We start from the raw sequence: 12,174 nt of genomic DNA on the forward strand, positions 1-12,174 counted from the left end.
TCGGTATCGGCCGGCGTCGTCGCGCGGCACGACGTGAGGCGCGTTGCACACTCAGGGTCGAACACCGAGATGCTCGGTCGCAACACGCCCTAGTCAGCCTATGTCGCAGGATGCTTGCGCTTCGTTGTGAGCGACCGACAAATCGTGCCGTGCGAGGTGCGCTCTTCTCACTCCGCGAGGGTCGCCGGCTCCGCGAGCACTCTCCGCAGAACCGGCCGGGTGGCGACGACTCCGAGCGCCACCACCAGGATGCCTGCGGCGATGCTCGCTGCGATCGTCAGCAGCGAGAGCGGTGCGAGCACGAGCGTGACCCCGGCCAGCGGCAGCACCACGACGGCGGCCGTCACCGAGGATCCGATGGTCACGACGCGCAGAGGCGACAGCACGGCGCGGGCGCGGGCCGCGTTCATCGTGCGCACCGGCATCCCGAGCCTGTCCAGGCTCACGTAGAGGTCACGGCGGTCGAGGATGGCCGATGCCTGACTCACGCCCACCGAGCACGCCACCATGACGAACGAGATCGCCAGGGTGATGTAGACGCCGGTGCGGATGTCTGCCAGCAGCACCAGCTGGTCGTACTCCTGACGGTCGCCGGAGACTGCTCCGATCATGGCGAGAGCCGTCCCTGCGAAGACGGCGATGAAGCACGTCATCGACACACCGCTCACCTGGCGCCAGGCCGCCTTGGGCGACTCCAGCACGGTGCGGGCCGCGATGAGTCGCTGCGGCGTCTCCGCCTTGCGCAGCCCCGACTTCGCGAACAGCCGGATGACCAGCGGGCCGACCAGTCCGAGCACCGCATTCGCCGCGACGAACGCCGCCGTGAGCACGACGATGATGGCCACGGATCCGCCGAACACGTCGGGATTCGCCACGCAGAAGACCACGGCGCCCAGCACGATGACTCCCACGATGAGCCTGACCCACCTGGTCTTCGGCGCGGTCTGCCTGGTGCGCACGCCGAGGGGGGAGACGATCACGCCGCGCAGCCCGATGGCCGCGCTGACCGCGGCGAGCAGCCCGACCCCGATGATCACCGCGAGCACGATGAGCGGGTTCAGCAGCAGTGCGAGAGCGCCGATCGCCTCACCGCGAAAGTGGATCAGTCCCACCAGCGGGGTGAGCACGACGTAGAGCAGGGTGCCGGCGACCGCGCCAACCACCGCGAGCGCCGCCGACTCGAGCACCGTGATGCGGGCGACGAAGCCTGTTGTCGCGCCGAGCAGGCGCAACGTCGCGAGCCGGTCGTCGCGCCGTCTGGCCGAAAGCCTGGCCGCCGACCCGCCCAACGAGGCGAGCGGCACGAGCAGCAGCGCAGAGGCGAACACCGCGAGCGCCTGGTAGAGGATGCCCAACGAGTCGTGCCAGCGAAAGAACGAGATCGCTCCGGCGAGCGTGGTGAGCAGCAGCGCCGTCGCGATCCCGAACGCCACGATCGGCAGCACGAGGGCGGCGCGCCCGGATGCCGTCGGCCGCGCGAGCAGCCGCGCCACCGCGATCGTGCTCATCGCTGCGCCTCAGCGGTGGGCGTCTCGATGTAGTCCATGCCCGCCACCTTCGACCGCGTCTCGACGACGCGCCCGTCACGCACCCGCACCGTGCGCGTGCAGCGGGCCGCGACGCCCTCGTCGTGGGTCACGACCACGAGGGTGCGACCGCGGCCGGTGGTGGAGCCGATCAGGGCATCCATCACGTCGGCCGAGGTGGCGGAGTCGAGCGCGCCCGTCGGCTCGTCGGCGAAGACCACGAGCGGCGAGATCACCTGGGCGCGGGCGACGGCCACACGCTGCGCCTGGCCGCCGGAGAGCTGCCCGATGCGACGCTGCTCGAGCCCGGAGAGGCCGAGGGCGGCGAGCCACCCTGCAGCACGCTGCTCCGCCTCGGCGCGCGGCACTCCGGACAGCATGAGCGGCAGCGCCGCGTTCTCCACGGCGGTCAGCTCGGGCACGAGCAGCCCCTGCTGAAAGACGAAGCCGAAGGTCTCGCGGCGCAGCTTGGAGCGCTCGGCGTCGTTCAGCTCCCCGATCGACACGGCTGGCTCGTCGCCGCCCGATGCCGCCGAGCGGTGCAGCTCGACGCGACCGGAGTCCGGCGTGAGGATGCCCGCCAGCACATGCAGCAGCGTCGACTTGCCCGACCCGGACGCGCCCATGATCGCCAGAGCCTCGCCTGCCTGCACCTGCAGGGATACTCCGGCGAGCGCATGCGTGTCGCCGTACGACTTGGTGAGGTCGGATGCCTCGAGAATCACGGTCATGCATCCACCATCGCGCACGGCGACGTGCTCCGCGTCAGGCGTCGGGCTGATCCGCGTCATCCCGTGGGTTGAGCCACACCGCGGGTTGAGGAGCACGCCGTGGGCGCACCGTGGCCGTCCCGCGGGTTGAGGAGCACGCCGTGGGCGCGCGTCTCGAAACCCGACGCCCAGCGGGCTGGTTTCGAGACGCGCCTGCGGCGCTCCTCAACCGGCGGCGGCGCGGGGACGGTCAGAGGCGTCAGGCGACGGGCACCAGGCAGGTGGGCGAGCCGGTGGGCACCGTGGTGTCGAGCACGGGCATCCCGTCGCGCAGTCGGAACACGGCGATGTCCTCGCTGAGTTGGTTCGCCACGTAGAGACGGTCGCCGAGCTGCAGATGATGCCGTGGCCAGTTCCCCCCGCAGTCGACGTTCGCGACCGGCACGAGCGCGGCGCCGGCATCCCGAACCTCGAGCACGCCGACGACGTTCGCCCCGCGCACGGTGACGTGCACGTGCCCGTCGCCGTCGTACGAGATGTGCGCGCCCGCGTTGCCGTTGCGCTCGTAGGGTTCGAACGCGTGCACCACAGATGCCACGCCCAGCTCCCCTGGCTCCAGCACCACGACCTCGTTCGAGTACTCCGTCACCACGTAGACGTGTCCGCTCGGGTGCAGCACCATGTGCCGTGGCCCGCTGCCGAAGGGCAGCACGGTCTCGCCGATCAGCTCGAGAGCGGCACCGTGCTCGTCGCGCGCCGGCTGCCAGATGCGCACGGTGTCGTGCCCGAGATCGGTGGTCAGCACCCGCCCGTCGGGCAGGAACAGTGAGGAGTGCGCCCTGCTCGGCCGCGGCTCCTCGGCGATCTCACGGTACGGGTCGACGGATGCCTCCGCCTCCGCCCGCCCGACGATCGCTCCGCTCCCGTCGAGCTCGTAGACGAGCACCCGCCCGTCGCCCCAGCACGTCGCGACCGCGTACCCGCCGTCGGCCGCGACGGCCACGTGACACACGGCCTCGCCCGCGTCGAGGGCGTCGCCGAGCGGCTCGAGATCGCCGGTGTCAGTGACGCGGAACGCCCGGAAGCGTGCGGCGAACTCCTCCACGGCGTAGACCACGGGGAGGGTCGGGTGCGTGGCCACGAACGACGGCGAGTCCGACGCCGCCGCCGTGCGCATGCCCGTGATCGCTCCGCCGTCGTCGAGCGTCACGCGCGCGATGCCGCGTCCGTGCCCGCCGGAATCCGCCGTGTAGGTGCCGAGCCAGAGTGATGAGGACATGTCACCAGTGTGCCGGACGCGCCGGTGGCTGTCGCACGCGGCATCGCCGCGCCGCCGTCACGCCTCTGTCGCCTCACCGTCACGACGCCCACGACGAATTGCTGGCACACGTGGCCCGTTGGGTCGGGCGAGAGCGGACGCCCCCGCCGGCGGGCCCACGTAGCGACCGCGCGGGCGCAGCCGCAGCGGGCGCTGCCCGTACTCGTCGAGGGCGTGGGCGATCCAGCCGGCCATGCGGCCGACGGCGAAGACGGCGGCGCCGGCGTCGGCGGGCATCCCGGCGGCCGTCGTCAGCGCGGCGAGCGCGAGGTCGACGTTCGGGCGCCTGCCCGTGTGGGCGGCGACCTCCGTGGCGAGGCGGTCGACGGCATCCATCACCGCTGCGCCGTTCGGCAGCTCGGCGACGAGTGGCAGCAGGATGCCCGCGCGTGCGTCGATCCCCTGGTAGAGCGGCTGCCCGAAGCCGGGAGCCGGGCGGCCGGTGCGTGCCACGGTCTGCGCGAGGGCGGTGCGGGCATCCTCGCCCCCGAGCACGAGTGCGATCAGCTCGGAGGCCGCGCCGCTCGCGTTGCCGTGCAGCGCGGAGTCCAGCGCGCCGAGTCCGCTCGAGACCACGGCGTACGGGGTCGCGTGGGCGGATGCCGCCGCGCGCGCCGCCAGCGTCGACACCGCCAGATCGTGGTCGACGAGCAGCACGAGCGCAGCGCCGAGTGCGCGCCGCTCGCGCGCGCTCGCCCCGCGCCCCGTGAACGCGCGCCACAGGGCGTCTGCGACACCCTGTGCCGGCCGAGACGTCAAAGAATGCGATGCGCTCGCTCCTCTGACCGCGTTTTTCGACGTCTCGGCGGCCGTGGCGCGCGCGCTCGGGCGCGACGCGACCGCGCTCAGGGATGCGACGACTCCGGCGATCAGGCGTGCGGCCGTGGCGCGCACGGTGGTCGGGTCGAGGTCGTGCCGAGTGGGGTCGGCGGCGCCGAGCGCCGGCACCGACACCTGGATGCGGTCCAGCGCCGATGCCGACGGGCCGAGTGCGGCGACAGCTGTGGCGGCCGCACGAACGCCGACCGGGTCGGCGACGAATCCGTCGTCAGGACTCGCCTCCGACTGCTCGCCCCACAGCCAGCGGGCGACGGATTCATACGAGTGTCCGAGGGCGAGCTCGGCCGCCGGCTCACCCCGGAAGAACAGCTCGCCGTCCTCGATCAGTGCGATGTCGGTGTCGAGCACCATCAGCGGGGATCCGGAGAAGCCGGGCGAGCCCGCCTCCGTCGAGCGCGGCGTCGACGGCCTGCGCGAGCTCGCGAACTCCTCGACCTCGAGGGGATCGAACGTCGACCCGTTCGCGTCCCGCTGCCGCGAGAGAAGCCCTCGCGAGACGTATGCGTACAGGGTCTGCTGCTTCACGCCGAGACGCGCCGCCGCCTGCGCCGCCGTGAGCCGGGGAAGTGCTGTCGCCATGCCCACATCATATTGATCAAATCAACGTTGACGCCTGATCGATCAAGTCGCACTCTGAAGAAGACGCCACGGACGACGGCGCCCGGGCCCGAGCACGACCCGGTGGCTGCATCATCCGGGCGACAGCGAAGGAGACCGGCCATGTCCATCACCACCGAACCTGCAGCCGCCACGGTGGGCCGCCCTGCCGCGTCAGTTGACGCGCCGCGTGGCCTCTCCGGCGTCGTCGTCGCGCAGACCTCGATCGGCGACGTGCTCGGCACGGAGGGCCGCTACCACTACCGCGGTCACGACGCGATCGAGCTGGCACGCGAAGGCGACTTCGAGCGCGCGTGGCACCTGCTCGTGCTCGGCACGCCGCCCGACGAGGATGCCGCGGCCCGGTTCCGCGCGCGCGTCGCCGCCCTGCGCACCCCGCCTTCCGCCGTCCGCGAGTTCGTCGAGCGCACGGCGGGTGCGAGGCTCGCGGGCGATAGCAGCGACAGCGCCAACACGGTCGGTTGCGCCGACGACAACGGCGACGGCGGCGCCAGCGACACCCGCAACAACGCCGACGCTCGCCACCTGACACCGCTCCGCGGGCTGCAGGCCACGCTGCCGGTGCTCGCCGAGGCGCTGGGCGGCGAGCCGCTCTACGACCTCGGGGATGACGATCGTGTCGAGCAAGCGCTCGCGGTGGGCGCGGCGGTGCCGGGCATCCTCGCCGCGTTCCATCGTGCGGGTCAGGGACTCGATCCGTGGCCCGACTCCAGTGACGACCGCGGTGCGGTGGCCGACTACCTCGCGCGCGTGACCGGACGGGTGCCCGACGAGCGGAGCATCCGCGCCCTCAGCGCCTATCTCATCGCCACGCTCGACCACGGACTCAACGCATCCACGTTCACGGCACGCGTCATCGCGTCGACCGGCGCCGACCTGGCGTCGTGCATCGCGGGCGCCCTCGGCGCCCTCTCCGGTCCGCTGCACGGCGGTGCCCCGAGCAGGGCGCTCGACGCACTGGATGCCGTCGCCACCCCCGCCGACATCGAACCGTATCTGCGCGGCGAGCTCTCCGCCGGCCGTCGCCTGATGGGCTTCGGCCACGCGGTCTACCGCACCGCCGACCCCCGCTCGCGTCTGCTGCGGCAGGTCGCACTCGAGTTCGGCGGACCCCGCGTCGAGCTTGCGGTGCAGTACGAGCAGACCGCCGAGCGACTGCTCGCCGAGTACAAGCCGGGACGCGACCTGCACACCAACGTGGAGTTCTACGCGGCCGTCGTGCTTGAGCAGTGCGGCATTCCGCGCGACATGTTCACGCCGACGTTCGCGATGTCGCGCGTGGTGGGCTGGAGCGCCCACGTGCTGGAACAGGCACGCGACCCGAAGATCATCCGCCCCTCGTCGCGCTACGTGCCCTGACTCCGTCGTTCAACGGCATCCCGTCCGCCTCACCCGAGCCCGCTACGACAGGTCGCGGAACAGACGGTTTCCCGCCACCGTGAACCCGCTGCCGACCGCGAGAATGGCCGTGCTTCCGCCGAGATAGGCGATCTCGAGGTGGCTGCCGTGGTCTTGCACCGTCACGTAGATCCACACGAACGACACCAACGAGATGGCGGCGCTCACCCCAGCAACCCACCACAACGCGTTCAGCGAGCGCGCGGGACGCGTCGCGACGGGCACGCGCCAGCCGATCAGCGCGGCCCCGCCCAGTGAGGCGCAGGCCGCCACGAGCATGAACCCGGCGACCAGGTCGCTGGGCCGATGCCACTGACTGATCAGGGCGAGGATGCCCGTGAGCACCGCGAAGGCACCGCCGAGCACCGCGGCGAGCGGCCTCCAGCGCGGTGTGCACACGAGGAACACCGCGAACGCGGCGGCCGCGGCGACGGTGGCGTGACCCGACGGGAAGGAGTTGTTGAAGGCATCCGTCGCGCCGGTCTGCGCACGGCTCAGAAAGACGTACTTCGAGAGCTCGGCGAGCCCGAGGGCGACAGCCCCGACGGCGAGCGCGACGATGATGTGCTTGGGGCGCCGGGTGAGTCCGCCGATGAGCAGCGTGAGAACGACACCGCCGCCGATGGCGATGTAGGGAACATTCCCGAGAAAGGCTCCGGACAGCCTGTAGATGAGGGTGTGCTGGTCGGCGGCGCCGTTGAACGCGCGCTCGTCGACGATCTGACCGGCATACGTGCGCACGAAGAACAGGTAGGAGGCCACGAACGCGGCGGCCATCACGATGGCGACCACCACGAACGGCCACTTTCGCAGTCTCGCCGTCACCGCTCCATCGTGCCAGTTCTCGCTTGTGAGTGAGCACAGACCCCGGTGCGTGCCGACCCAGGATCTGCTCAGACAGGTCGGTGGATGCCGCGGCCACGGGCAACCGGGGATGCGCCGGCCGCGTGCATCAGCCGGATGAACTCTCTCGAGGCATCCCATTCGCCGATCTGGTCGGCCGGCGACGGAGCCGGCGTCAGTCGATCAGATCGTGCCGCACCACGATGGCGTCGCGCGCGGGGCCGACGCCGATCGCCGAGATACGGGCGCCGGACATCCCTTCGATCGCCAGAACGTAGTCCTGCGCGTTCTTCGGCAGGTCGGCGAAGGAACGCGCGCCCTGGATGTCTTCGCTCCAGCCCGGCAGCTCTTCGTAGATCGGCACAGCGTGGTGGAAGTCGGACTGCGACGCGGGAACCTCGTCGTGCCGCACGCCGTCGACGTCGTAGGCGACGCACACCGGGATGCGCTCCAGCCCGGTGAGCGTATCGAGTTTGGTGAGCACGAAGTCCGTCACGCCGTTCACGCGCGTCGCATAGCGGGCGATGGGCGCGTCGTACCAGCCGGTGCGACGCGGGCGACCGGTGGTCACGCCGAACTCCGCGCCCTGCGTGCGCAGCCACTCGCCCATCTCGTCGTTCAGCTCCGTGGGGAACGGACCTGCGCCGACGCGCGTCGTGTACGCCTTGACGACCGCGATCACGCGCTCGATGCGGTTCGGTCCGACGCCGGAACCGGTCGCCGCACCGCCCGCCGTCGACGAGGATGACGTGACGAACGGGTACGTGCCGTGGTCGACATCCAGCATCGTGGCCTGGCCGGCCTCGAACAGCACCTGCTTGCCCTCGTCGAGCGCGTTGTTCAGCAGCAGCGATGTGTCGGCCACCATCGGGCGCACGCGCTCCGCATACGAGAGCAGGCCGTCGACCACCTCGTCGACCGCGATGGCCCGACGGTTGTACACCTTGACCAGCAGGTGGTTCTTCTGGTCGAGCGCACCCTCGACCTTCTGACGCAGAATGCCCTCGTCGAAGAGGTCTTGCACCCGGATGCCCACCCGGTTGATCTTGTCGGCGTACGTCGGCCCGATGCCGCGGCCGGTCGTGCCGATCTGGCGCTTGCCGAGAAAGCGCTCCGTGACCTTGTCCATGGTGCGGTGGTACTGCGTGATGATGTGCGCGTTCGACGAGACGACGAGCCGCGAGACGTCGACGCCGCGCTCGATGAGCCCGTCGAGCTCCTCGAAGAGCACCTCGAGGTCGACGACGACGCCGTTGCCGATCACCGGCGTGACGCCGGGGGTGAGGATGCCAGAGGGCAGCAGATGCAGCGCGTACTTCTCGTCGCCCACCACCACCGTGTGACCCGCGTTGTTTCCGCCGTTGAACTTGACCACATAGTCGATGCGGTCGCCAAGGAGGTCGGTGGCTTTGCCCTTGCCCTCGTCGCCCCACTGAGCTCCGACGATGACTGCTGCTGGCATGCGAGTTCTCCTCTGCGTTGTCGTGCGCGCCGGTCCCCACCCTGCGCACCGCCACCGGCTGGGCGGGTAGCCGGGATCGACGACGCTCGAACCGCCGCCTCGCAGAGCGAGTCGCGCTGGGCGCCGCACGGCCCGTCCAGCCTACCGGGGCCCGGGCTGCGCCTGGACCGGCCCCGCGGCCCAGCGCCCCTGCTTCCGTGCGGTGCGCGTCGTCAGAGCGTGCGCACGAATGCGGCGATGGCGACGGCCATGGCCTCCGGCTCCCACTGGTGGCGGGCACCGGCGACGGTGGCGGCCCGACCGTTCTGCACGGCCGACGCGATGACGGCAGCGGAATGCGCCATCGCGGGCCGGGTCACCTCGCCGGTCATCGCCAGCACGGGAGCGGCCACCCGCTCGAAGCTTCCCGACTCGAGAGCCTCATCCGCCCAGGCGAGCGCCTCGGCGTCCGCGCGCTGCGACGGCACCGTCGCCAGGATCTGCGGCAGCCGGGGAGACTCCTTCAGCGCGCGCAGCCGCTCGGGCGGCACGTCCCGCGAGTAGTGCTCGAGCGCACCGAGCAGATCGCCTGCGTCGATTCGAGCCGCGAACTCGCGCGCCCAGGCTGCCGCATCATCCGCCTGCTGCAGCGGCGTCTCCCACAGGGCGAGTCCGTCGACCGGAAGGCCGTCGACCGCCGCGCGCAGGGCGATCGCACCACCGGAGGACTGCCCCCACAGCACGGCGTGCCCTCCGACGACGTCGATGAGTGCGGAGAGTGCGGCGAGCTCACGATCGAGCGTGAACGGGCCATCGGCGACGCTCTCTCCGCGCCCGACCCTGTCGTACAGAAGGGTGCGGATGCCCCGCTCGGCCAACAGATCGGCAGTACGTGGAGTGTTCGGATCGGTGCCGCGATACGGACCGGCACCTGCCACCAGGATGACGGCCGGCCCGTCGCCGCGCACGTCGTACGCCACGCGATCTCCCGCAGGCGTGGCGACCCACTGCGTCTCGACATCGCGTTCTGCTGAATCGGGCATCGATGAGCCTCCTGAGTCTCAAGCCGCTGACATTGTCCATCGACTCGAGAGCACATCGGGCTCCGTCAACCCATGGTTGACGAGAGTCGATCGTCAACCTAGGGTTGACGTATGGTTGATTTCCCCGTCTCTCTCGACAACCTCATCGCGTTCGTCGAAGCCCTGCACGCGAACGGCGACCCGCTGCTCCACCTCTCCGACGCCGTCACAGTGTCGAACCGCGTGCAGAGCCAGGCCGACGCCCTCATCGGCTACTTCGTCGATCAGGCACGCCGCTCCGGCGCATCGTGGACCCAGATCGGCGAGAGCATGGGCGTCACGAAGCAGGCCGCGCAGAAACGGTTCGTCGGCCGCTCCACAGAGTGGCTCGAAGATGCCTTTCACGCCTCATCCCGCCCACTGGAGCGCTTCGCACCCCGCACTCGCAACGTGCTCGCCGCCTCCCGCCGTCTCCCGTCCAGCGGCGAGATCGAGCCACGGCACCTCGTCGCGGCCCTGCTGGGAGAGCCGGACAGCGTGGCCACCACGGTCATCCACGAGGCGGGCGTGACGGATGCCGCGCTTGCCGAGGCGATGGGCGTGCCGCTCGACGCGATCGCACAGGCGTTCGTACCGGCATCCTCGGACCGGGCGGGCACCGCGACATTCGGAACCGGCGCCAAGAGGCTGATCGCGCACGCGCTCGACGTAGCGCTGCACTACGGACACAACTACATCGGCACCGAGCACCTGCTGCTCTCGGCGGCGTCGGAGGGTCCGACAGTCGAGCCGTTGGCCGCGCTCGGATTGGATGCCGACCACCTGAGCGACGCGGTGGAGGCGAAGATCGACGCCATCGTTCGAGCGAAGAAGACGACGCGTCCCGCAGAGTGACGAGCACGCGACTCCGGCCTACGCATCGCAGCACCGGCTTTCCCGGATCGACCGGCATCGAGAAGCGCCCGTTCCACGCTGCCCCTCGACCTGTGTTCCGGCTGCTGCGCTCAGTCCTCGCCGCGAATGACGATCGACTCGGTCGGCGGTGCCGGATGCTGCACAGGGATCGGCGCCGTGCGGGCCGCCTCGATCTCGGCGGCCGCCGTCGGGTCCAGCCGCTTCAGGAACTCGGCGTACTGGGCGGCTTCCTCGGCTTCGCCGAGGGCTTCCGCCGCCCGTGACAGTGCGTAGAGCGACCGCAGATAGCCGCGGTTGGGTTCGTGCGACCACGGCACCGACGGGATGCCGGCGGCTGCGTCGTCCCAGTCAATGGCCTCTTTGAGTGCCTCCGTGCCGCGACGGTACCCGACGAGGGCGTACGCATACGACTCGACGGGCCGGTCGGGGTCGAACGTGGCGTCAGCGAGCTTCGCCCACGCGAGGCTGGAGCGCGGGTACCGCGCGACGACCATCCGTAACACCCGTGGCTCTCCGCCGGCGTCGAGAAGCTCGATGACCACGTCGCGCTCTGCGTCGAGGCGGATCACGGGCTCATTCGGCGTCTGCGCCGGGCTGTCGGGCGTCATATCGCCCATGGTAGTCAGAGTCGCCGGGGGCGCTCCGCACGCCTGGCGGGTCGTGCGCGAGCCGCCGGTTGTGCGGGGTCTCGCAGCGGGCAGAATCGAACCATGGCGAGTGCGACGAGACTTCGCGTCGTGGCGTGCGCCACGGCCCTGTCGGCACTCGGCGCCCTGCCGGCCGGCTGCAGTCCGGATCCGTCGTCCATCGATGATGCGAATCCGAGTTCGTTTCGGCCGATGTACGACGCGAGTGACGAGAAGGGCCGATGAGCGAAGACGACCATGGCGCTCTGCTGCAGTCCTTCCAGGGGCACGTGCAGGCGGATGAATCGCGCGTCTGGGAAGCGCTGCTGACTGTTTCGCCGTTCGTGACCGAGGGCATGCGGCGGCGCTCGGCCGAAGGCGCCGGACGGCTCGGCTTTCCGGCGCGTCCGCCGGAGGCCGACTCCGACACGTCGCCCGTACCGGGAGTCAACGTCGAGATCGACACCGTTCGGCACGCGCTCGTCATCTCCGGCCAATGGTGGTTCCGCGGTGTCTACGAAACGACCGCAGAGGACTCCGGCGCCCGGCTCCGCTATCGCTCGTACAACGTGGCCGGACGAGGGTCGCGCTGGCTCGTGCCGCTGGTCGCGGGTTCCGCACTGCGAGCGGACGGCCGAGCACAGTTCGAGGACACGCTTCAGGCGGTCGGCCGCGCACTGTCGTCTGCAGTGCGATTCGAAGGCGAGTGACCTGCCGCACACCCGAGCGCTCCGAACCGGCGCCGAAGCACCCCGACCCCGCCGCGCAGCCGACCGACAGCGCACCGACCGGCCCGATGGATGCGGCGCGCATCACGGTCGCCGCCGTCCCGGACGTCGTCGCGATCGCCCGACGCCAGGTCTCGGCGTGACGTGGGGCCCCGCGCGAGTCTGAGCATTCACCGAGCTAACGTGCAC

12 protein-coding genes are annotated in these 12,174 nt (G+C 70.8%); 4 read left to right on the top strand and 8 right to left on the bottom strand.

Annotation, left to right across the window (positions count from 1 at the left end; genetic code table 11):
- Positions 1-167: 167 nt before the first annotated feature.
- The 4 genes from FPZ11_RS11230 to FPZ11_RS11245 form a co-directional block, all read right to left on the bottom strand.
- Positions 168-1,508 (bottom strand): FtsX-like permease family protein, encoded by a 1,341-nt coding sequence (locus tag FPZ11_RS11230; protein ID WP_146320948.1) that lies wholly within the window; start codon positions 1,506-1,508, stop codon positions 168-170.
- Positions 1,505-2,257, bottom strand: a complete 753-nt coding sequence (locus FPZ11_RS11235) for an ABC transporter ATP-binding protein (RefSeq protein ID WP_146320950.1) — start codon at positions 2,255-2,257, stop codon at positions 1,505-1,507. The genes FPZ11_RS11230 and FPZ11_RS11235 overlap by 4 nt, the downstream gene beginning before the upstream one ends.
- Positions 2,258-2,495: 238 nt before the next feature.
- A complete protein-coding gene (locus FPZ11_RS11240) occupies positions 2,496-3,515 on the bottom strand; it encodes a lactonase family protein (protein WP_146320952.1) in 1,020 nt (339 codons plus the stop codon).
- Between the two features lie 57 nt (positions 3,516-3,572).
- Complete coding sequence (locus tag FPZ11_RS11245) at positions 3,573-4,973, bottom strand: citrate synthase (protein WP_146320954.1); 1,401 nt, start codon at positions 4,971-4,973, stop codon at positions 3,573-3,575.
- Between the two features lie 141 nt (positions 4,974-5,114).
- Here FPZ11_RS11245 and FPZ11_RS11250 point away from each other — a divergent pair, with 141 nt between their 5' ends.
- Entirely contained in the window at positions 5,115-6,371 is a 1,257-nt protein-coding gene (locus FPZ11_RS11250; protein ID WP_146320956.1) for a citrate/2-methylcitrate synthase, read from the top strand.
- Between the two features lie 42 nt (positions 6,372-6,413).
- Here FPZ11_RS11250 and FPZ11_RS11255 read toward each other — a convergent pair whose 3' ends face one another.
- The 3 genes from FPZ11_RS11255 to FPZ11_RS11265 form a co-directional block, all read right to left on the bottom strand.
- Positions 6,414-7,235 (bottom strand): phosphatase PAP2 family protein, encoded by an 822-nt coding sequence (locus FPZ11_RS11255; protein WP_168203804.1) that lies wholly within the window; start codon positions 7,233-7,235, stop codon positions 6,414-6,416.
- 193 nt (positions 7,236-7,428) lie between these two features.
- Positions 7,429-8,715, bottom strand: coding sequence for an adenylosuccinate synthase (locus tag FPZ11_RS11260; RefSeq protein WP_146320960.1), 1,287 nt, complete (start codon positions 8,713-8,715; stop codon positions 7,429-7,431).
- A gap of 212 nt (positions 8,716-8,927) precedes the next feature.
- On the bottom strand, positions 8,928-9,737 hold the full coding sequence (locus FPZ11_RS11265) for an alpha/beta fold hydrolase (protein ID WP_146320962.1): 810 nt from the start codon (positions 9,735-9,737) through the stop codon (positions 8,928-8,930).
- A gap of 111 nt (positions 9,738-9,848) precedes the next feature.
- Between FPZ11_RS11265 and FPZ11_RS11270 the strand changes: the two genes are divergently transcribed.
- On the top strand, positions 9,849-10,610 hold the full coding sequence (locus FPZ11_RS11270) for a Clp protease N-terminal domain-containing protein (protein WP_146320964.1): 762 nt from the start codon (positions 9,849-9,851) through the stop codon (positions 10,608-10,610).
- A 110-nt stretch (positions 10,611-10,720) separates the two neighbouring features.
- On the opposite strand, the gene FPZ11_RS11275 is transcribed toward FPZ11_RS11270, so the two are convergent.
- The gene (locus FPZ11_RS11275; RefSeq protein ID WP_146320966.1) at positions 10,721-11,239 is read right to left on the bottom strand and encodes a DUF3151 family protein; all 519 of its coding nucleotides are present in this window, start codon (positions 11,237-11,239) and stop codon (positions 10,721-10,723) included.
- 260 nt (positions 11,240-11,499) lie between these two features.
- Here FPZ11_RS11275 and FPZ11_RS11280 point away from each other — a divergent pair, with 260 nt between their 5' ends.
- Together FPZ11_RS11280 and FPZ11_RS19290 are read left to right on the top strand one after the other, a co-directional pair.
- Entirely contained in the window at positions 11,500-11,967 is a 468-nt protein-coding gene (locus FPZ11_RS11280) for a hypothetical protein (RefSeq protein ID WP_146320968.1), read from the top strand.
- The gene (locus FPZ11_RS19290) at positions 11,964-12,128 is read left to right on the top strand and encodes a hypothetical protein (protein WP_168203805.1); all 165 of its coding nucleotides are present in this window, start codon (positions 11,964-11,966) and stop codon (positions 12,126-12,128) included. The genes FPZ11_RS11280 and FPZ11_RS19290 overlap by 4 nt, the downstream gene beginning before the upstream one ends.
- Positions 12,129-12,174 lie beyond the last annotated feature (46 nt).

This window comes from Humibacter ginsenosidimutans (assembly GCF_007859675.1).
In the GTDB taxonomy this organism is placed as follows: domain Bacteria; phylum Actinomycetota; class Actinomycetes; order Actinomycetales; family Microbacteriaceae; genus Humibacter; species Humibacter ginsenosidimutans.

Excerpts from the sequence above, each read along its gene's own strand:
- FPZ11_RS11230 (WP_146320948.1), bottom strand. The coding sequence starts at position 1,508 with ATGAGCACGATCGCGGTGGCGCGGCTGCTCGCGCGGCCGACGGCATCC.
- FPZ11_RS11235 (WP_146320950.1), bottom strand. The coding sequence starts at position 2,257 with ATGACCGTGATTCTCGAGGCATCCGACCTCACCAAGTCGTACGGCGAC.
- FPZ11_RS11240 (WP_146320952.1), bottom strand. The coding sequence starts at position 3,515 with ATGTCCTCATCACTCTGGCTCGGCACCTACACGGCGGATTCCGGCGGG.
- FPZ11_RS11245 (WP_146320954.1), bottom strand. The coding sequence starts at position 4,973 with ATGGCGACAGCACTTCCCCGGCTCACGGCGGCGCAGGCGGCGGCGCGT.
- FPZ11_RS11250 (WP_146320956.1), top strand. The coding sequence starts at position 5,115 with ATGTCCATCACCACCGAACCTGCAGCCGCCACGGTGGGCCGCCCTGCC.
- FPZ11_RS11260 (WP_146320960.1), bottom strand. The coding sequence starts at position 8,715 with ATGCCAGCAGCAGTCATCGTCGGAGCTCAGTGGGGCGACGAGGGCAAG.
- FPZ11_RS11265 (WP_146320962.1), bottom strand. The coding sequence starts at position 9,737 with ATGCCCGATTCAGCAGAACGCGATGTCGAGACGCAGTGGGTCGCCACG.
- FPZ11_RS11270 (WP_146320964.1), top strand. The coding sequence starts at position 9,849 with ATGGTTGATTTCCCCGTCTCTCTCGACAACCTCATCGCGTTCGTCGAA.
- FPZ11_RS11275 (WP_146320966.1), bottom strand. The coding sequence starts at position 11,239 with ATGACGCCCGACAGCCCGGCGCAGACGCCGAATGAGCCCGTGATCCGC.
- FPZ11_RS11280 (WP_146320968.1), top strand. The coding sequence starts at position 11,500 with ATGAGCGAAGACGACCATGGCGCTCTGCTGCAGTCCTTCCAGGGGCAC.